The 18890-nt window shown below is 46.7% G+C and carries 18 protein-coding genes; 3 read left to right on the top strand and 15 right to left on the bottom strand.

Annotated features, from left to right (window positions below; translation table 11 throughout):
- Positions 1–21 precede the first annotated feature (21 nt).
- From KDD30_RS11660 to KDD30_RS11645, 4 genes are all read right to left on the bottom strand, one after another.
- Positions 22–954 carry a TIGR01777 family oxidoreductase gene (locus KDD30_RS11660; protein WP_211646036.1) on the bottom strand — a complete coding sequence of 311 codons (933 nt, stop codon included), beginning with the start codon at positions 952–954 and terminating at the stop codon, positions 22–24.
- A 121-nt stretch (positions 955–1075) separates the two neighbouring features.
- The gene (locus KDD30_RS11655; protein ID WP_249199134.1) at positions 1076–1375 is read right to left on the bottom strand and encodes a SelT/SelW/SelH family protein; all 300 of its coding nucleotides are present in this window, start codon (positions 1373–1375) and stop codon (positions 1076–1078) included.
- A gap of 8 nt (positions 1376–1383) precedes the next feature.
- Positions 1384–2145, bottom strand: a complete 762-nt coding sequence (locus KDD30_RS11650) for a sulfite exporter TauE/SafE family protein (RefSeq protein WP_211646035.1) — start codon at positions 2143–2145, stop codon at positions 1384–1386.
- A gap of 573 nt (positions 2146–2718) precedes the next feature.
- A complete protein-coding gene (locus KDD30_RS11645) occupies positions 2719–3702 on the bottom strand; it encodes an aldo/keto reductase (protein WP_211646034.1) in 984 nt (327 codons plus the stop codon).
- Positions 3703–3747: 45 nt separating this feature from the next.
- Here KDD30_RS11645 and KDD30_RS11640 point away from each other — a divergent pair, with 45 nt between their 5' ends.
- Positions 3748–4671, top strand: coding sequence for a LysR family transcriptional regulator (locus KDD30_RS11640; protein ID WP_211646033.1), 924 nt, complete (start codon positions 3748–3750; stop codon positions 4669–4671).
- 170 nt (positions 4672–4841) lie between these two features.
- Positions 4842–5735, top strand: coding sequence for a LysR family transcriptional regulator (locus KDD30_RS11635; protein ID WP_211646032.1), 894 nt, complete (start codon positions 4842–4844; stop codon positions 5733–5735).
- Positions 5736–5813: 78 nt separating this feature from the next.
- Here KDD30_RS11635 and KDD30_RS11630 read toward each other — a convergent pair whose 3' ends face one another.
- The 8 genes from KDD30_RS11630 to KDD30_RS11595 form a co-directional block, all read right to left on the bottom strand.
- Entirely contained in the window at positions 5814–6518 is a 705-nt protein-coding gene (locus KDD30_RS11630; RefSeq protein WP_211646031.1) for a PHP domain-containing protein, read from the bottom strand.
- A gap of 7 nt (positions 6519–6525) precedes the next feature.
- Positions 6526–7722, bottom strand: coding sequence for an MFS transporter (locus KDD30_RS11625; protein WP_211646030.1), 1197 nt, complete (start codon positions 7720–7722; stop codon positions 6526–6528).
- Positions 7723–7851: 129 nt separating this feature from the next.
- Positions 7852–8538: an HAD family hydrolase gene (locus KDD30_RS11620; protein ID WP_211646029.1), complete on the bottom strand. Its 687-nt coding sequence runs from the start codon at positions 8536–8538 to the stop codon at positions 7852–7854.
- 11 nt (positions 8539–8549) lie between these two features.
- Positions 8550–9797, bottom strand: a complete 1248-nt coding sequence (locus KDD30_RS11615) for a beta-ketoacyl synthase (protein WP_211646028.1) — start codon at positions 9795–9797, stop codon at positions 8550–8552.
- Positions 9790–10023 (bottom strand): acyl carrier protein, encoded by a 234-nt coding sequence (locus KDD30_RS11610; RefSeq protein WP_211646027.1) that lies wholly within the window; start codon positions 10021–10023, stop codon positions 9790–9792. Before KDD30_RS11610 ends, KDD30_RS11615 begins: the two co-directional genes overlap by 8 nt.
- Positions 10024–10029: 6 nt before the next feature.
- Positions 10030–11007 (bottom strand): AfsA-related hotdog domain-containing protein, encoded by a 978-nt coding sequence (locus KDD30_RS11605; RefSeq protein ID WP_211646026.1) that lies wholly within the window; start codon positions 11005–11007, stop codon positions 10030–10032.
- A gap of 321 nt (positions 11008–11328) precedes the next feature.
- Positions 11329–13485, bottom strand: coding sequence for a phosphate acetyltransferase (gene pta / locus KDD30_RS11600; protein ID WP_211646025.1), 2157 nt, complete (start codon positions 13483–13485; stop codon positions 11329–11331).
- A 123-nt stretch (positions 13486–13608) separates the two neighbouring features.
- Positions 13609–14808, bottom strand: a complete 1200-nt coding sequence (locus KDD30_RS11595) for an acetate kinase (protein ID WP_211646024.1) — start codon at positions 14806–14808, stop codon at positions 13609–13611.
- A 314-nt stretch (positions 14809–15122) separates the two neighbouring features.
- Between KDD30_RS11595 and yfbV the strand changes: the two genes are divergently transcribed.
- Complete coding sequence (gene yfbV / locus KDD30_RS11590; protein WP_211646023.1) at positions 15123–15572, top strand: terminus macrodomain insulation protein YfbV; 450 nt, start codon at positions 15123–15125, stop codon at positions 15570–15572.
- A gap of 279 nt (positions 15573–15851) precedes the next feature.
- Here the strand turns inward: yfbV and dxs are convergent, their stop codons facing one another.
- Genes dxs through xseB form a run of 3 tightly spaced genes read right to left on the bottom strand, consistent with a single transcriptional unit; the run spans position 15852 to position 18872 of the window.
- Entirely contained in the window at positions 15852–17717 is a 1866-nt protein-coding gene (gene dxs / locus KDD30_RS11585) for a 1-deoxy-D-xylulose-5-phosphate synthase (RefSeq protein ID WP_211646022.1), read from the bottom strand.
- A gap of 23 nt (positions 17718–17740) precedes the next feature.
- Complete coding sequence (ispA, locus tag KDD30_RS11580; RefSeq protein WP_211646021.1) at positions 17741–18637, bottom strand: (2E,6E)-farnesyl diphosphate synthase; 897 nt, start codon at positions 18635–18637, stop codon at positions 17741–17743.
- Positions 18630–18872, bottom strand: coding sequence for an exodeoxyribonuclease VII small subunit (gene xseB, locus KDD30_RS11575; RefSeq protein ID WP_211646020.1), 243 nt, complete (start codon positions 18870–18872; stop codon positions 18630–18632). Before xseB ends, ispA begins: the two co-directional genes overlap by 8 nt.
- Positions 18873–18890 lie beyond the last annotated feature (18 nt).

Raw genomic sequence — 18890 nt, 5'->3', positions numbered from 1 at the left:
GGTTCTGCACCGAAGGCTGGGTTATTCCACGCGAGTGACCCGGCTTTCCTGTTCAGTCAGGGTGTTTTTCAGCGCGCGCTCCAGCTCTGGATAACAAAAATGAAAGCCATGGGCTTCCAGTCGAGCGGGGAGTGCACGCTGGCTGTCGAGCAGCATCTGCGCCGCTTCGCCCATGCCAATCCGAAGCAACCATTCCGGGGTGCTTAAAATATGCGGCCGATGCAGTACTTTCGCTAGGGTCTGGCTGAATTCTTTATGGGTGACCGGGTTCGGAGCCGTGAGGTTATAAGGCCCTCTGGCATCAGTCTGCCGCATCAGGAAAAGAATCCCTTTCACCATGTCCTGCAGGTGAATCCAGGGGAAATATTGCTCGCCACTACCAATCGGGCCGCCGAGCCCCATTCTATAGACCGGCAACAGCTTCGACAGAGCTCCGCCCCCTTTTCCGAGCACAATACCGGTTCTGAGCAGGCAGACGCGGGTGTGTTCTGACTGAGCAGCCAGTGCCGCTTCTTCCCACTTCCGACAGACTGTGTGGGCGAAGTCGCTGTTTTTGTTGCCCTGAACTTCCAGCGACTCATCAAAAGCGGTGTGCTGCTGATCCCCGTAATAGCCAACGGCTGAACCGCTGAGGAGAGTATGCGGTGGTTCAGCACCTGCTTTGAGCTTATCGACCAGTTGCCGGGTCAGCTGCCAGCGACTGCGGCAGATTTCATCTTTTTGTTTGTCTGTCCAGCGTTTGTCTGCAATGGGCTCCCCGGCCAGATTAATGACGACTTCAAACTCGTCAAGATTGTCCAGAGAATCGAGTGTGGTGAGGACTTTGATGTGGTGTCCCAGGCGCTGATAGGCCCGGTTGGGATTTCGGCTCAGAACAGTCACCTGATCATGATTCAGATGCGGAAGTAATGCTTTGCCGATAAAGCCGGTGCCGCCTGTGATCAGAATATTCATCGCCGTTCTCCTGTTGTCATTGTCGGTTTATCCTTGTTTTGTATAAATTATAACCAAGGAAAGACAACCCTACTGCTTTTCAGTGGGGTGCAGGGATTGAAGTCTGTCGCGTTTTTGCCCCTCAGCGATCGACATGACCCAGATCGCGAGCCGGATCCAGAATATCGCGGATCCGCTGTTTGAGCTGCTTGGCATCGGGGAAACCGCCATCGGCTTTCCGTTCCCAGATCCGGGTGCCGTTACAGAAGATTTCAAAGCGACCGCCGGTGTCCGGATGCAGGCTGACGGCTTTTAGATCTTCACTGAAGGTGTGCAACAGTTCCTGACACATCCAACTGGCCCGGAGCATCCAGTTACACTGGCGGCAGTAGTAAATATCAATGACGGCTTTAGGCGCCGTGTTTTGCATGTTGTCAGACATAAATGACCTCAAAGACCAGATAATAGTTTTGCCCCAATCAGGAACGTGAGTACTTCAAAACAGCGTTTGATCAGTTTGTTACTCTGTCGGACCGACAGATGTGCGCCCAGATAGCCGCCAAGCAGTGACCCGGCGATCAGAACGGGCAGCCAGGGCCAGTAAATCTCCGCGCCGGCAGCATACATGGCGATGGCTCCCGTCCCATTCCAGAACAGGCCGACGCTGATCATGGTCAGCGCGACCGCTTGTTTATAGTCATAGCCAAACCAGCGGATCAGAAATAGTGTGACGAACAAGCCGCTGCCCGCCGTCAGAGAGCCATTGACGATGCCAATCGCCGCCAGACCAAGACTGCCCAGAAGCAGACCTGTGGTATCGCGCCGACGGGGCGTTTCCGCCTGTCCCAGATTCGGTTGATACAGGGAATACAGCCCAAGCCCCAGAATGAGCAGCCCCAGCGCTGCTTCTGCGAGTCGGCCTGGGACATAGAGAATGGCATTGGCACCAAGTACAACCCCAAGCGTTCCGGCAGCGATGACATAAATTGTCATCGGCCAGTTGAGTTTGCCGGTCCGGATATGCTTCATGGCTGCACCCAGTCCCAGCGCGACACTGGCAATTTTATGGGTGGCCAGCGCCACAGAAAAGGGCAGGCCCAGAAAAATGATCAGGGGAAACTGAATCAGTCCGGCACCACCGCCAGACAATGACGCCAGCGTATTGGCAAGCAGGGAACCGATGAAAAGCCCGAGTGAATTGAGTTCATCCATGTTGAGAATATGTATTCCATAGGAAAAATGACAGCGGAGAAGTACATAATTTCAAGATGAAAATCTAAGCTCTTCTCACGCATCTTAGTCCAAAGACAATCTTGCAGAGAGCAAGATGTTTTGTTCCGATGTTTAAGCGGGTTACAGGTTTTAAAAGGGGTTACATAGACAAGAATTATACTCCTGACACATTTTTTAGATAGAGAATAGGCTTCATTTATCATTTGCGTATCGTCGCCCAACGACCAACCAGAGCCAACCATAAATAGACGATGATTATCTCTTTAAAGAAGCAACTGATGCAATTCCTCGATGCCAGCTTTCTCGAGAACACTACATAAAAAGTGTAGTTATATTCAGCAGGTCAGAATCATTGATATTCAGCCTTCATTCAGTGTTTAAGTCAAGGTAACAGCCATACAAGTCAGTAATCCATTCTTTGATGTTCTGTTCTTTACTGTTTGTGTCATGATCATCGGTGCTGATGGGGAAGACAGAAGGTGTTTGAGAAAATAAAGTAAGGATGATAAAGCCGCTGATGATACAGCGGCGAAGTAAGAAGATTTTACTGAGTCATACATTGACGCCTTTCATTCCTTCTTGTGTGTATCGGTCACCGACGACCTTAAATCTTTCAACTGCTGTTTCCAGAACTGTTTGTTCATAATCAGTTAATTTCATGTCAACGGACTGAACGTTTTCTTCAAGGAAGCTCACTCTCTTCGTACCGGGAATTGGCACAATATCATCCCCTTTGGATAGCAACCATGATAAGCAAATTTGGGCAGGTGTGCATCCTTTCACTTTGGCCATCTCAGAGACGGCCTGTGCGATAGGGAGGTTTGCTTTTAATGCATCTGATGTGAAGCGGGGTAAATTCATTCTGGCATCACCGCTTGCCAGTTCTGCCTGGGTCTGAAATAGTCCGGACAGAAAGCCTCGGCCTAACGGTGAATAAGGAACGAAACCAATACCAAGCTCACGGCATGTTGGTAATACATCCTTTTCAACTTCTCTGGACCATAAGGAGTATTCCGTCTGAACAGCAGTAATTGGATGAACTGCATGGGCTCTTCGTAGGGTTTCAGCACTCACTTCGCACAGACCGATGTGTGCAATTTTTCCTTGTTCTTTCAGTTTGACGAGGCCTTCGATTGTTTCTTCTATCGGTTGGGAGGGATTGATTCGATGAACATAGTAAAGATCAATCTGTTCAACGCCTAACCGCTTCAGTGAGTTTTCACAAGATTGTTGGGCATAACTTGCACTGTTGTTTAATTTCCTATTATACTCACCCGGCTTACGAACAATGCCAAATTTTGTTGCAATTTTAACATTTGTATTTGTGGATTTTAGGAAGATACCTAATAGTTCTTCATTATGGTGCGGTCCATACATATCAGCAGTGTCAAAAAAGTTGATACCGAGATCAACCGATTTGCTTAATACTTTTAATGATTCTGAATCATCTCTTGGTCCATAAAACTCACTCATTCCCATGCATCCCAAACCAAGAGAAGACACTTCTAAAGTATTACCAAGCATTTTAGATTTCATAATTAATCCTCCTTAAGCGATAGTTAAGGATGCCATACGCTAAAGATGAAATATTTAGATAAAAATCAGAACCCATTTTTCATCGATGGAAAATCGAAAGCGTTTATATGGGATGATACGAGAGCATTCCTTGCTGTTGCGAGGCTCGGCACCCTGACTGCGGCAGCGGAGTTACTCCAAGTTGGGATTGCCACGTTATCCAGAAGAGTAGAACGGCTGGAAAATGCTTTAGGCGCACCATTGTTTATCCGGTTACAGTCTGGCTATCAGCTGACAGAAGAAGGGCGTGGTCTGGTTGAAAAAGCAGAGACTATTGAACAAGCTGTTTTTTCATTACTTTCTTCCGGGTTCAATAAAAGCACTGAAATTTCTGGCAAAGTTAGGCTGGCAACAACTGAGAATCTAGCGAATGAAATTATTTTGCCCGCTTTACCTGAATTCCAGTCTAAATTTCCAGAATTAGCGATTGAGTTAGTCACTGATACCCAATTGGCAAACTTACACCGTCATGATGCTGACTTAGCGATTCGTATGGTTCGACCTACACAGGGGCACGTTACGTTTCGTCAGATAGGTCGATTAGAGTTTGGATTATATGATGGAAAAAATAAGACAAATGCTGAAATAAACCTGGAAACAAAATTTGTGATGTGGGATGAGCAGTATCGCCATTTGCCTGGTGGTGAATGGGTTGAAAAGCAATTAAGAGGGCGTTTACCTAGCTTAACAGTAACATCACTTGCTTCGATGATTGCTGCGACTCAGGCTGGTTTAGGGCTAGCAGTTTTACCTCACTTTATTGCTCAAAAGGCTGGACTTTCTTGTATTCGTTCTGATATGGGAATCGAACAGCCAATTTATTTAGTTATTCAGGCAGATCTTGCTCACTCTCGCCGTGTCAGAACCGTTGCAGATTTCTTAGTGGATGTTATCAATAAGAACCAATCAATTTTTGAAAGAGGAGAGTAATTTGATGAGTGAGTAAAATTATATTATTGAAAAATATTTGACAAGTAATTACGTTGGTTTTTGTCAAAGTTAAATTGTGGTTATTGCTTTATCCATTTAAAAGTATATAGCAATTTGATATATAAATAACAAAATAACGAAAAAACAGCTTGCAAGTGAAAAGAGGAATTATGGATAACCGTCGACTGAAGTCATTCTTAGTATTGGCTGAAAGTGAAACCTATAATGAAGCTTCAAATAAATTATTTATTACGCAACCTACGCTGACTAAACATATAAAACAACTTGAAGATGAGTTAGAAGTTAAACTTTTTTTTAGGGATAATCAAGGGGCTCATTTAACAGAAGAAGGGAACTTGATATATCAGCATGCTCGATTGCTTGATCATCAAATGAGTCATTTTCTTTGTGTTGTCAGAAAAATAAGAGCTGGTAAAAGAGGTAATCTGAATATATCCTATACTTCTTCCTTTCTAAATATCATTCCCGATATAATCAGTAGTTTTAGCTCCCTTTATCCAAATGTGAACCTGAAAATAGAAGAGCATAGTTCTCATAAGCAAGAAGAACTTCTGCTTGCAGGTGGTATTGATGTCGGATTTATGAGAACGCCAAATAATAAAAATTTACTTTTTACTCCCATAGGTACGGATCATCTCAGCCTTGTTTCACATAAAAATATTGATACAGTCAATCAGAGTTTTAGTGAAATTGCCTCACAGCATTCTTTTTTTATTTTGAATGAAAGTAATAACTCTGAGTTAAATCGAACAATTAACGACTATTTAGATAAGTGTAACTTAAAGAACTTTGTTGTTCAGGAGGTATCTAATATCTATAGTGTGCTGGCTTTAGTAAAATCACAGGTAGGTATTACAATATTACCGAATAGTTTGACCTCTTTTTTAAATATCGATTTGTCAGAGAACAAGTTGCAGGGTATGAATAGTGAATGGAAACTCGGGCTTTCATGGAATGATGACAAAGATAGTATGATTCGACAAGACTTTATTCGACATTCCATGAAAATTATTCAGAGTAATGAAGAAGTATTTAGTTTTTGATTCTAAGGTCGGATTTGATCAGACTGGTGATTTAAAACACCAGTCTGATGATATGGGATATTTCCAATGAGGTGATTCTCATTGGATGTTAAAAAAATCCAATGTGAATTCTAACGAATGATTGACGACTTGCTCATGTGGGAAATCAGCATGATTTAATAAAGATATTGCATTGCTGAATTCGCCAATTTGACTACAGTAATGTGCATCTGATCCGATTGAAATTAAACCTCCTACTTTTTTCACCGCTTCAATTATACTTTTGCAATTATCATGACTACCAGGTCTAGCATTATCTGAGGCATTATTAATTTCTAATGCGACATGATTTTCTTTTGCTGCCTGAGCAATGATCTCATGATGAATCGGGTATTGTGGGTTCCCTGGATGCGTGATAATACTCACTTCATTGCTTTGAATAACCTTGAGTAAGACATCGGTATTTTTGTCTTTATCCTCTGATGGTGGATAAATCGGCGGATGAAATCCTGCCATGACAAAGTCTAATGCTTTCACCATCGATGGATTACAGTCAATAGTGCCATCTGGCTGAATGTTCGCTTCAATTCCTTTCAGGATTCGTATGCCATCTAGACGACGAGGGATGGATTTCATGTTATAAAAATGCCATTCGTGTGGAGAATCCAGTAGGGATGGTCCATGGTCGGTGATGGCGATCATCTCCAGCTGTTTACTTTGTGCGACCTGAATATATTCATGAACAGTGCTGTATGCGTGATCACTTGCTAGGGTATGCGCATGTAAATCAATGTAGATTTTCATACCAGACTTAGTCCATTTCTGTTTGAGTAAAACCATGATGTCTCGACTTTAGTACAATCACCAAAGATGCAAGCAGCAAACCGGTGAGTGCGATAGGTAAAGCTGAAGCTGAATACGATTCCAGAATCACACCACCAAAGAAGCCACCTCCGGCAATCGCCAGATTCCATACAGTCACCATTAAAGACTGAGCAACATCAGCAGCGTCGCCTGATGTTTTTGCGGATGCTGTTTGAAATAGTGTTGCACCACCACCAAAAGCGAGCCCCCAAAGAAGTGCACCTGTCATCACAGAATAGATGCTCATGTAAAAAATGGATAAGATGAGGCTTGAGACCGTAAACAGAAATAAGCTGATTAGCACCAGTAATCGGAGATGTTTATCAATAAACAAGCCAACAAGAAAAATACTAACCACAGCCATAACGCCAAAGAGTAGCAGGAAGGGTTCAACTTGTCCGATATTGCCTGACATATCCAAGTATGGAGCAATAAATGTGTACAGAATGTTATGTCCCAGGGCAAACATAAAGTTTACAGCTAACACTGCCTTCATACCGGGTAATGCCAGAACCTTGTTGACAGAAAATGATTTACTTTGTTTAGTCCCGGCCTTTTCTGGAAGCAGAAAATATCCAATCAGAACCAATGCCAGTGAAATGACAGTAATTAATTGGAATGTAAATCGCCAGCCATATATATTACCTAGGAAGGTTCCGGCTGGAACACCTAAAGATAAAGCAATTGGCACACCAAACATTACGATAGTTATCGCTCTGCCCTGATGTTCAGGTGCTACCATTCTACTGGCATAACCTGCCGCTAGAGCCCACAATAGACCAGCGAAAATCCCTGCAATTAAACGAGCGATCAAAGTGATTTCAAAACTTTCAGTAATAGACGTTAATCCATTGCTTACAGTAAAGCCTAAAAGAGTTACTAACAGTAATTTCTTTCTTGACCAGTGTTGAGTTAATAACGTCAAGGGAATTGCTGATAAGAGTGATCCTATAGCATATAAAGTCACCCAAAGGCCAACATCAGATTCGGAAACAGAAAATTCATTTCGGATACTTAATAAAAATCCAGCTGGAAGAGCTTCCGTCAGTATTGAAATGAATAGTGCTGTGGATAAAATTAACAGGCTAAAGATTGGGATTCGGTCTTCAGAATAATTAATGCTATAAACTTGTTCCTTCGACATAATACGCTCTCTCTTTGAATAAGATAATATCTTTTATGTGAATTGAAAGGATAATACCGATACTAATGCTCGAATGGAAATGCATGCCCATATAAATTTACAAATGGGCATGATTGATTTTATAAAGTATTACCAGGTGGTGTTTTTTTCCAGATGAGTATCAATTTCATGAAGCATGTCTTCAGTGATTTCTGAAATTGAATTAACAATGTATTTTGTGCCAGTTTCTTTCATTTGATTAACCTGAAATTCAGTCACCGGTGTGCCAATAAATCCGGTGTTAAAGTATTTTGCAACTTCAGCCATTCGGTTAATATCATCGATAAACAGAACTTCGTCATAATTATAGTCAAAGATCTCACGTGTGATCTCGTCCACACCTGGACGAATAGAGTTTGTGTCAATATAAGGTTTGTCGTGGTCGAAATATTGTCTCAGGTGTGACATGTAGTTATCAAAAATATACTCTTTAGTTCTTCCACCGTATGATGTTACTTTGACATTATATTGACTGAGCATTTTCAGAAAATCTTCTACACCGGGAAGTACTTGAATTGGATTGCTTTTTATATATTCCGCATGATGAGAAAAAAATGCTTCGATAGTTTTTTGGGCAGACCAGGGAAGTTTACACGCTAGTGCCATATTGTGACCGCCTGCAATATGTGGTGACCCCCAAACCTGTCGCTCTAGTTCAGCAGTATAAACACCACCATGCGACTCCACAAAAGATCGAATTGCTGGACTATAGGTATCATTCAATAAAACCCCATCAACATCGAGTGCAATCAAGCGAATTTTTTTGAACTCTTTCATTATTATTCCTGTTAACTATTTTTGTTTGAGAAAACGATAGCTGCATTATGACCGCCAAAACCCAGAGAAACTTTGAGAGCATGTTGAATTTTGATTTCTCTGGGCTGTTGCATGGCAATATCCAGTTGAATACCCTCGTCAACTTTCTGAAGATTTACAGTGGGCGGAACAAGGCTGTTTTTTAAAGACATTACTGTGAATACACTTTCTACTGCCCCAGCGGCTGCTAAGGAATGGCCAATGCTGCCTTTAATCGAGGTGACAATCGGATGCAGGCCGACAGTTTCGGCAATCACGCCAGATTCTGTGATATCGTTCAGACGCGTTGATGTGCCATGCGCGTTAACATGCTGAATATCTTTGCCTTCAATTCCCGCATCTTTTAGAGCCGCTTGAATGGCTTCAGAGAGCCCTTCACCATCCGGGCGCGGGGTTGTAACATGGTAGGCATCAGTTGATGCCCCGTAACCATCGACAAAAGCATGAATCTCAGCCTGTCTGCTGATTGCTGAATCTTCGCGCTCAAGTACAAAGAAACCTGCACCTTCAGCAATCACAAAGCCATCTCTTTCTTCATCAAAGGGCTTACTTGCATGGCGATGATCCGGGTGCTTCGACAACGCGCCCAATCGGTTCATTGATGCGACAACTAAAGGCGTAATCGGTGCTTCCGAAGAGCCAGCGATGACCACATCACATTGACCGCTGTTAATCCACTCACGTCCAACCCCAAGCGCTGTCAGACCGGATGCACATGCTGTACTTACAATTAAGCTGGGCCCAGTCGCATGACAATCAATTGCTATCTGACCCGCGACCATATTCATCATTGCCCCGGGAATGGTTGATGGAGAAACCATCCGGTCGCCTTCATTTTCGAGGACATGCTGCTCATCTACAAAACGCTCAATCCCTGCCAATGAACTGCCAACAACAATCCCAACACGCTTTCCGTTCCAGTTTTTCGGATCAAGTCCTGAGTGGCTGATTGCTTCACGGTAAGCGACCATTGCAATTTGAATAAAACGGTCGATTCGTCTCGCTACACTTCTGCCTAGCAATTTGTCCGGATCGAAGCTGGGAATGCGACAACCGATTTCGACTTCCATGCCTTCCAGTTCAGGAATTTTTTGAGCAGTAGAAATGCCGTTGCAAGCTGTTTCCCAGTTTTCTTGTACACCAATACCTCCTGCGGAGATCAAGCCTAAGCCAGTAATCGCAGCTCGGTTTTTAGCGGTAAAATTCACTGCTTCAGACATTCACTGCGTCCTTTTCTCTGACATAGTGAACTAAATCGGTCAGCGTGAAAGAAGGTGAGATATCTCCATCAGGTACGCTGATATTAAATTCTCTTTCAAGTTCTAACTGGACTTCAATCATGATAATTGAGTCAACATTCATATCTTCAAGAGTTTCATTCTTCATGATGCTTTCTTCGTTGAGTCCAAATTCATTCATGAGGATCTCTTTAATCTTGTTTTTCATATCGGTTTAATCCTTTAAATTCGAAAGTTTAAGTTCTGCACATGCAATGGTTTTTTCATTTTGAATGAAATTAACCATCACATGTGTGTTTTGTTGGATTTGATCTTCATGTAATAGTTTTGCTATAACTTTTACATCCTGATCAAATTCGGCATAAAGCTTGAAATGACAATTGATACTAGTGAGTACAAATTGACTGTCCTGATGAACAAGCGATGAAACATAATGTGAAATTTGCTTACCGGCTTCCACTAAAACCATCGCTGGATAATGATCCTGCTTGTGATCGAAGTAGGATTTGTTATGAAAGTCTATCAGTAATCTCGCAGTTATATTATCCTCATGCTTATTGAGGTCTGTGAGAGTTAAATTGGATTTATTTTCTCGGCCAAATTTTGAGTTTTTAGGGACAACTCGGTCACTCTCTTGAAATTTAAGCTGATTTGAATAGATGAGACGACTTTTTCTGGTACGCTCTCTAATGGCAAGGTAAGCATCTCTTTTCATGTATTTAACACGAAGATTGAGTTTGGCCACTTGTAGCTGATTGATGAAGAAATAAATATCATATTCTTGATAGAGCAGTCTTTCTTTTGCCCATCTTTGATTTTTTGTAATCACTTCAATTAGGATTTCTTTTCCTTCCAAACTTCGGTTTGGTTGAAATTCATTTTCAAAGCTAAAAGACCACTCTTCAAGAATAAAATTTATGTTTAATGGCTGGTTGTAGTGCTGATGTACAAGGTATGTTTCAGCTTGTCTCCCACACTCTAAAAGGTAAATTAAATCTGAGGACTGAATGGAGTGATCACTATAATAAGGATGTTGGTTTTTTAAAAATGCTGAACATAAAAAATGATTCTCATTAAGGGATTTACATTTTCTTAAAAAGACCTCGCTTTCATTTTCTTTATGTAATAACTTGATGTCGCTAATAATATCCCATGAAAATTCATCTAAATTGATTTTTGTTATAGCAGACATATAATTTTACCAACCACTGATAATATAAATTAGAGTTTACTTTATTGTTAACGACGGAAGGAATATATTCTAAATATATTGGGGTGTATAATGATAAGTTTCTATCGTGCTATAACAAATTGGAATTATGCAACTTGTTTGGTGTGTTGGTGCATAGGTTTGCTTTTTCGGTGCCGTTCTGATTACGATTGTATGCTTCTGAGTGAGTATGACAGAGCTGATGTGATCGCGATAATGGCGCAGGTGAGTTCAGAATGAAAATCTGTAGGTAAAAAACCCCGGAAGACCGGGGTTTGAAATTTGTATCTAAGCGAAGCTATATCAAGCTTTTTTCTGCTCTTCCGCTTGCTTCGCCTGAATCGCGGTCAGGGCGATGGTGTAGACGATATCGTCAACCAGTGCGCCACGGGACAGGTCGTTCACCGGCTTACGCATGCCTTGCAGCATTGGACCGATGGAAACCAGATCTGCAGAACGCTGTACCGCTTTGTACGTGGTGTTACCCGTGTTCAGATCCGGGAACACGAAGACTGTTGCTTTACCGGCAACCGGTGAATCCGGCGCTTTGGATTTCGCAACGTTTTCCATGATCGCAGCATCGTACTGCAGCGGACCGTCGATGATCAGATCCGGACGTTTTTCCTGAGCGATGCGAGTGGCTTCGCGCACTTTATCAACGTCAGCACCCTGACCGGAGTTACCGGTAGAGTAAGAGATCATCGCCACACGTGGTTCAATCCCGAACGCTTTGGCAGAATCGGCAGACTGAATCGCGATTTCAGCCAGTTGCTCTGCGTTTGGATCCGGGTTGATCGCACAGTCACCGTAAACCAGTACCTGATCCGGCAGCAGCATGAAGAACACAGAAGAAACCAGCGACGCGTTTGGTGCCGTTTTGATTAGCTGCAGCGGCGGACGGATGGTGTTTGCTGTGGTGTGAACCGCACCGGAAACCAGACCGTGGACTTCGTCACGCTCCAGCATCATGGTGCCGAGCACCACGGTGTCTTCCAGTTGCTCGCGGGCCACAACTTCCGTCATGCCTTTGTTCTTACGCAGCTCAACCAGACGCGCAACGTATTGCTCACGCACGCTTTCCGGATCGATGATTTCAACACCCGCACCCAGAACGACGCCTTGCTGTTCAGCAACACGCTTGATTTCAGCCGGATTACCCAGCAGCACACAGTCCGCAATACCACGTTCAGCACAGATCGCTGCAGCTTTCACGGTACGTGGCTCGTCGCCTTCTGGCAGCACGATGCGCTTGGCCGCTTTACGGGCCAGCTCAGTCAGCTGGTAACGGAATGCTGGCGGGCTCAGACGGCGCTCACGGGCAGACCCTTCAGACAGAGACTCGATCCACTGACCGTCGATGTGGCTGGCCATGTATTCGTTGACCATTTCCACACGCTCTTTATCGTCTGCAGGCACTTCCAGGCTGAAGCTTTGCAGGTTCAGAGACGTCTGCCAGGTATTGCCCTGAGCAGTCATCACCGGCAGGCCGGTTTCAAAAGCGCGCTTACACAGGGCTTTCACCGCTTCTGGCAGCTCGTAGCCGCCGGTCAGCAGCAGGGCACCGATTTCAACACCGTTCATGGCAGCCAGACAGGCCGCAACCACGACGTCCGGACGGTCGGCAGAAGTCACCAGCAGTGAGCCAGGACGGAAGTGCTGAACCATGTTCGGAATCGAACGGGCACAGAAAGTGATGCTCTTGATACGACGAGAGTCGATTTCGCCTGCATTGATGATTTCTGCATTCAGGTGCTGAGCGATGTCGGTCGCACGGGAGGCGATCAGTTCAGCGCTGAATGGCGCACAACCCAGCACACGAATCGGGCTGGAGTTGAACACTTGCATGACTTCAACGTGTGTTGGCATTACAGAGTCTGAACCGTCGAAGATTTCAGACAGATCTGGACGTGTCCGGCCTTCCGCATCGACAGGTGCGTTCAGCTTGTTCACGATCACACCCGCGATGTGTTTGTTTTTGATGCCGCCGAAGTTCGAGCAGGCAATCTCGATACGCTCTTTCAGCTGAGCCGGGTTATCTGTACCAGGCGCAACCACGAAGACAATTTCTGCATCCAGAGTTTTCGCGATTTCGAAGTTAATCTGGTTCGCGAACGGATGGGTGCGGGTTGGCACCAGGCCTTCGATCAGAGCGACTTCTGCGCCTTCGGTCGCTTCTTTAAAGCGGGCAACGATGTCTTCCAGCAGCACATCGCTCTGGTCGTTACGAATCAGCTCGTCCGCCTGCGCCATTGAAACGGGCTCGGCGATTTGCATGTCGCTGTTCGCACGGATGATGGTGGTGGTCAGGTCTGGCTGATCGCCGCCATGGCGTGGCTGGGCGATAGGTTTGAAAAAGGAAACACGGACGCCTTTGCGCTCCATAGCGCGTAGCACACCCAGGCTGACGCTGGTCAGGCCGACTCCGGCACCAACCGGAATTAGCATAATGGTACGTGACACAGTCAATTCCTCAAACTGATGGCAAACGGTAGAAAATGTTGTCAGATAGATTGCGGGGCAACCTTCTTCCTTATCATCTTTCTGGATAGAAAATGACCGACAGAGTCGGCCATTTGATGTCTGTTAGATTTCAGCCAGACGCGCTGTATCTTCAGCAATCACCAGCTCTTCGTTGGTGGAGATCACCATGGCTGGGATGCGGCTGTTGTCGGTGGTAATCACACCTTCGCCGCCGAAACGTGCCTTCAGGTTCTTCTCGCTGTCCACTTCAATACCGAAGATTTTCAGGCGGTTCAGCACCATTTCACGGATTGGAGCAGAGTTCTCACCGATACCACCGGTGAAAGTGATGGCATCCAGCTGGCCATCCAGCGTTGCCGTGTAGCTGGCAACATACTTCGCCAGACGGTGGCAGAACACGTCCATTGCACGGGTCGCTTCTTCTTTCTCACCGTAGTTGTCTTCAACGAAACGGCAGTCAGAAGTCACTTCGGTCAGACCGGCCAGGCCAGACTCTTTGGTCAGCATGGTGTTGATCTGATCAACGGTGTAACCCAGGGTATCGTGCAGGTGGAAGATGATCGCAGGATCGATGTCACCACAACGGGTGCCCATGACCAGACCTTCCAGCGGTGTCAGACCCATTGAAGTATCAACGGATTTGCCGTTCTTGATGGCACAAACCGATGCACCGTTACCCAGGTGGCAGTTGATGATGTTCAGTTCGCTCTCTGGCTTGCCCATGCGGCTTGCCGTTTCGCGAGTGATGAACAGGTGTGAAGTCCCGTGCATGCCGTAGCGACGGATGCCGTGCTCTTTGTACAGCTTGTACGGCAGTGCGTACAGGTAAGCTTCTTCCGGCATGCTCTGGTGGAACGCCGTGTCGAATACAGCCACGTTTTTCAGGCTTGGGAAAGCTTTCTGAGCCGCTTTGATGCCGATGATGTGCGCTGGGTTGTGCAGAGGCGCCAGGGTTGCACAAGACTCAATACCTTTCAGAACAGCGTCGTCAATCAGGGCAGACTGAGTGAACTGCTCACCACCGTGAACCACACGGTGACCGATAGCTTTCAGGTTTTCAGCCAGTTCAGGTTTGGAAGCCAGAATTGTTTCTACCATGAATGCCAGTGCTTCTTCATGTGCGGCACCATTGCCCAGTTGAGCTTCATGTTTGGCGCCATCAAGTTTCCACTTGATACGAGCTTCCGGGAGGTGCAAACATTCTGCAAGACCTGTCAGATGCTCATCACCTGAGACTGCGTCAACGACTGCAAATTTCAGTGAAGAACTACCGCAGTTAAGTACTAGAACCAGCTTAGACATGTGAGTGACTACCTATATAATCTGTCTGAAAGTTGATATTCAATTGAATAAGCGTTACCCATAGAATAGTCGTCTTGTTTTGAAGGCGGCTAAACCAGGTAAAATTCGCTTCTGTCCGTAGAAGGGATGTGAACCTGAGGTGTAAATCATCCTGAATGTTGCGATAACAGGGTTATCGGCCAACAATTACCAAAGGCGTGCATAGGATAGCCCTTGTTGCGTCATATCACAAAAAAATTTTTAAAAATTAATTCGAGTTAGATTGATTGTTGCCTAATTTTAAAATTTATAAGATTTGTTGAGGCTGGTGCGATATGAATCAGACAAAAATCTGGAAGCAGGTCCAACATGGCCAGCACTACATGTCGGTATGGCCGATGCGCAAAGAACTGGCGGTTTTGTTCCCGGAGCAGCGCTATATTAAAGCGACCAAATTTGCAGTGCGGGTGATGCCTGCTGTTGCGGTGATGAGTGTGCTGAGCCAGATGGCTTTTCATAATTCATCTGGCCTGCCGCTGGCGATGGCCGTTGCCCTGTTTGCGCTGAGTATGCCGCTGCAAGGGCTGTTGTGGCTGGGGAAACGGAGCCGAACGGATTTGCCCCCGTCGCTCGCAAACTGGTACCGGGAAATTCATCATAAAATTTTGAGTGAAGGTCACGCGATGCAACCTTTGAAGGATCGGCCGCGTTATCTGGAGCTGGCACAAGTGCTGAACCGGGCGTTCAAGCAGCTGGACAGAGCATCCCTGGAGCGCTGGTTCTGAGAATGAATCGTACTGGCTGCTGACCAGCAAATCTCTTTGTACACCACAAACAACAACGGACAGGCCGAGACCTGTCCGTTTGTTTATTTGGATGCCTGCACAAGCGAGCGGATGTTGTATACCAATCGCAGTCAATCACTGGTCATCCTAGCTTGTTCAAATGTTCGATCACTGCGTTAGATTTTTTGATTGTAGAATAACTACTTATCTAAAAAACCTGCCTTGTTCTCAAACATTTTCCCTGCGCTATTTCTGATCATTGACTTACTTTGATTGGTATTATCTGGCCAGATAGCGGCGGATTTGCGCCTCGATCCCCGGACCGTCAATTTCCAGTTCTGCGTGCAGCTCTGCCTGGGTGCCCTGATGAATAAATTGGTCTGGCAGGCCAATTTGCAGCACGGGCTTGAGCAGTTTCTCTTGCATCAGATACTCAATCACTCCGGAACCTGCGCCACCGGCAATGGCATTTTCTTCCACAGTAACCAGCACATCATGCGTTGATGCCAGTTCACGGATCAGAGCTTCATCCAGCGGCTTCACGAATCGCATATCTGCAACCGTTGCATTGAGCGCCTCGGCGGCTTCCAGCGCATAGCTCAGCGTGGTGCCGAAGCTCAGGATCGCAACGTTCTCCCCTTCGCGGCGGATGATCCCTTTGCCGATGTCCAGTTCTGTCATGATGCTGTCGGGGGTTACGCCTGTGCCACTGCCCCGCGGATATCGCACGGCGCTTGGCCCTTGATGGCGATGGCCGGTATAGAGCATCTGACGGCATTCGTTTTCATCGCTTGGCGCCATGATCACCATGTTCGGGATGCATCGCAGAAAGCTCAGATCAAAAGCCCCCTGATGCGTCTGCCCGTCGGCACCGACCAGACCGCCCCGGTCGATGGCAAACATCACAGGCAGGTCCATGATCGCAACATCGTGGATCAGCTGATCATAACCGCGCTGCAGGAAGGTGGAGTAAATCGCGACCACAGGGTGATAGCCACCGATAGCCATCCCTGTGGCGAGTGTGACAGCGTGCTGTTCGGCTATCGCCACATCAAAATACTGATCCGGGTACTCTTTCGAGAAGCGAACCATGCCTGAACCTTCACGCATGGCTGGCGTGATCGCCATCAGCTTGTCATCCTGCGCAGCCATATCGCACAGCCAGTCTCCGAAAATTTTCGAGAAGGTCGGCTTGCTGTTGGCTGCTTTCGGCAGCGGGTTCTGGCTCAGATCGAATTTTGGCACCGCGTGGTAGTTAATCGGGTCAGCTTCTGCCGGGGCATAGCCTTTGCCTTTTTTCGTCATGATGTGCAGGAACTGCGGGCCTTTCAGGTTACGCATATTTCTGATGGTGCGCACCAGTTCCTGGACATCATGGCCGTCAATCGGGCCGATATAATTAAAGCCGAGTTCTTCAAACATGGTGCCGGGCACGACCATGCCTTTGAGGTGCTCTTCTGCACGGCGGACCAGTTCTTTGATCGGCGGCGCGCCCGACAGGACTTTTTTGCCGCCTTCGCGAATACTGGTGTAGAAATTGCCGGACAGCAGGCGGGCCAGATGGTTATTCAGTGCACCGACGTTTTCAGAAATCGACATTTCATTGTCATTGAGGATCACCAGCATGTTCGGGTGCACATCACCGGCATGGTTCATGGCTTCGAATGCCATGCCTGCTGTAATGGCGCCATCACCGATCACGCTGACCACTTTCCGGCCAGCGCCTTCATGTTCTGCGGCAATCGCCATGCCCAGGCCTGCGCTGATCGAGGTCGAGGAGTGACCGACCGACAACACGTCATATTCGCTTTCTTCACGCCAGGGGAACGGGTGCAACCCATCTTTCTGGCGGATGGTGTTCAGACGATCGCGACGTCCGGTCAGAATTTTATGCGGATATGCCTGATGGCCGACATCCCAGATCAGGTGATCAAAAGGGGTGTTGTACACATAGTGCAGAGCGACCGTCAGTTCGACGGCGCCCAGCCCGGAGGCAAAGTGTCCACTGGACTGGCTCACAGAGTTGAGCAGATACGTCCGCAGCTCTTCACAGAGTGCAGGTAAACTCTCCACAGGCAGTAAGCGGAGTTCATCCGGTGTATTGGCTAAAGCCAAATGTGGGTATTTTGAAATATCCAGTGTCATATCAAGTCGGCGCTTTTACTGTTTTAGTTGTTGCGCTCGATAACGTATCGGGCAAAAACTTCGAGTGAATCTGTATTGTAGGGTATAGCTTCCAGAGCGTGTAGGGCTTCTTGGTAAAGTTGCTGTGCCTTTTCCTGCGCCCCGGCTAAACCGAGCAGTGCCGGATAAGTACTTTTTTCCAGCGCCAGATCAGATCCTTGCGGCTTGCCCAGTGTTTGGGTATCGCTGATGACATCCAGAATGTCATCCTGCACCTGAAACGCCAGGCCAATTGCATTGGCGAACTGATCCAGTTGCGGCAGCACCGCCAGCCCTTTCTCTCCGGCAGCCAGGGCCCCCAACCGAACGGCGCAGCGAATCAGTGCGCCTGTTTTGTGGCGGTGAACCGTCTCTAACTGTGCCAGTCCCACTTTTTTCTTTTCAGCAGCCAGATCCAGAGCCTGACCGACACACATGCCTGAAGCACCGGCAGCCTGAGCCAGTTCACGGACCATGGCAATGCGCTGGGTGTTGCCGGCATCGCTGAGTTGTCCGGAAGCCAGAATTTCAAACGCCAGCGTCTGCAGGGCATCTCCGGCCAGAATGGCGGTGGCCTCGTCAAAGGCAATGTGGCAAGTAGGCTGACCACGGCGCAGCTCATCGTCATCCATGGCCGGTAAATCGTCATGGATCAGAGAATAGGCATGGATACATTCAACAGCCGCTGCCGGCGCATCCAGATCAGCTTCTGACACGCCCAGCATCTGTCCGGTGACATAAGTCAGGAATGGCCGGGCACGTTTTCCACCCAGCAGCGCGCCATAACGCATGGCCTGAACTAAAGGTTGATCGGCAAACGGCAGTTGGGCCAGCCAGCGTTCCAGTTGTTCGTTATTCCGGGTCGCGTAAGCGGCCAGTTGTTGTGAAAGGCTGTTAGTCATCGCTTGGGTCAAAGTCGGTTAGTGGTGCGTTGTCATCCGCCTGAAGCAAAATTTCGACACGCTGTTCAGCCTGAGTCAGCTTTTGCTGGCTGTTCCGTGCCAGGGCAATCCCGCGCTCGAATTTTTTCAGCGCGTCTTCTAAAGGGATATCACCGGATTCCAGCTCGTTGACAATCACATCGAGTTCATTCATGGCTTCTTCAAAGGCCATCTTTTCTGGTTTTTTAGTCGCCATATCCGGTCCATTGATTGG

The sequence above is a fragment of the Photobacterium sp. GJ3 genome, assembly GCF_018199995.1.
Lineage (GTDB): Bacteria > Pseudomonadota > Gammaproteobacteria > Enterobacterales > Vibrionaceae > Photobacterium.
This window is presented reverse-complemented; position numbering and strand designations above follow the sequence as displayed.

What these genes read in the sequence shown, in the direction of transcription:
- KDD30_RS11660 (WP_211646036.1), bottom strand. Translation starts at nt 954, where the DNA reads ATGAATATTCTGATCACAGGCGGCACCGGCTTTATCGGCAAAGCATTA.
- dxs (WP_211646022.1), bottom strand. Translation starts at nt 17,717, where the DNA reads ATGACACTGGATATTTCAAAATACCCACATTTGGCTTTAGCCAATACA.
- KDD30_RS11645 (WP_211646034.1), bottom strand. Translation starts at nt 3,702, where the DNA reads ATGAAATCTAAAATGCTTGGTAATACTTTAGAAGTGTCTTCTCTTGGT.
- KDD30_RS11595 (WP_211646024.1), bottom strand. Translation starts at nt 14,808, where the DNA reads ATGTCTAAGCTGGTTCTAGTACTTAACTGCGGTAGTTCTTCACTGAAA.
- KDD30_RS11615 (WP_211646028.1), bottom strand. Translation starts at nt 9,797, where the DNA reads ATGTCTGAAGCAGTGAATTTTACCGCTAAAAACCGAGCTGCGATTACT.
- KDD30_RS11630 (WP_211646031.1), bottom strand. Translation starts at nt 6,518, where the DNA reads ATGAAAATCTACATTGATTTACATGCGCATACCCTAGCAAGTGATCAC.
- KDD30_RS11625 (WP_211646030.1), bottom strand. Translation starts at nt 7,722, where the DNA reads ATGTCGAAGGAACAAGTTTATAGCATTAATTATTCTGAAGACCGAATC.
- KDD30_RS11620 (WP_211646029.1), bottom strand. Translation starts at nt 8,538, where the DNA reads ATGAAAGAGTTCAAAAAAATTCGCTTGATTGCACTCGATGTTGATGGG.
- KDD30_RS11610 (WP_211646027.1), bottom strand. Translation starts at nt 10,023, where the DNA reads ATGAAAAACAAGATTAAAGAGATCCTCATGAATGAATTTGGACTCAAC.
- yfbV (WP_211646023.1), top strand. Translation starts at nt 15,123, where the DNA reads ATGAATCAGACAAAAATCTGGAAGCAGGTCCAACATGGCCAGCACTAC.
- KDD30_RS11640 (WP_211646033.1), top strand. Translation starts at nt 3,748, where the DNA reads ATGAAATATTTAGATAAAAATCAGAACCCATTTTTCATCGATGGAAAA.
- ispA (WP_211646021.1), bottom strand. Translation starts at nt 18,637, where the DNA reads ATGACTAACAGCCTTTCACAACAACTGGCCGCTTACGCGACCCGGAAT.
- KDD30_RS11650 (WP_211646035.1), bottom strand. Translation starts at nt 2,145, where the DNA reads ATGGATGAACTCAATTCACTCGGGCTTTTCATCGGTTCCCTGCTTGCC.
- KDD30_RS11635 (WP_211646032.1), top strand. Translation starts at nt 4,842, where the DNA reads ATGGATAACCGTCGACTGAAGTCATTCTTAGTATTGGCTGAAAGTGAA.
- KDD30_RS11605 (WP_211646026.1), bottom strand. Translation starts at nt 11,007, where the DNA reads ATGTCTGCTATAACAAAAATCAATTTAGATGAATTTTCATGGGATATT.
- xseB (WP_211646020.1), bottom strand. Translation starts at nt 18,872, where the DNA reads ATGGCGACTAAAAAACCAGAAAAGATGGCCTTTGAAGAAGCCATGAAT.
- KDD30_RS11655 (WP_249199134.1), bottom strand. Translation starts at nt 1,375, where the DNA reads ATGTCTGACAACATGCAAAACACGGCGCCTAAAGCCGTCATTGATATT.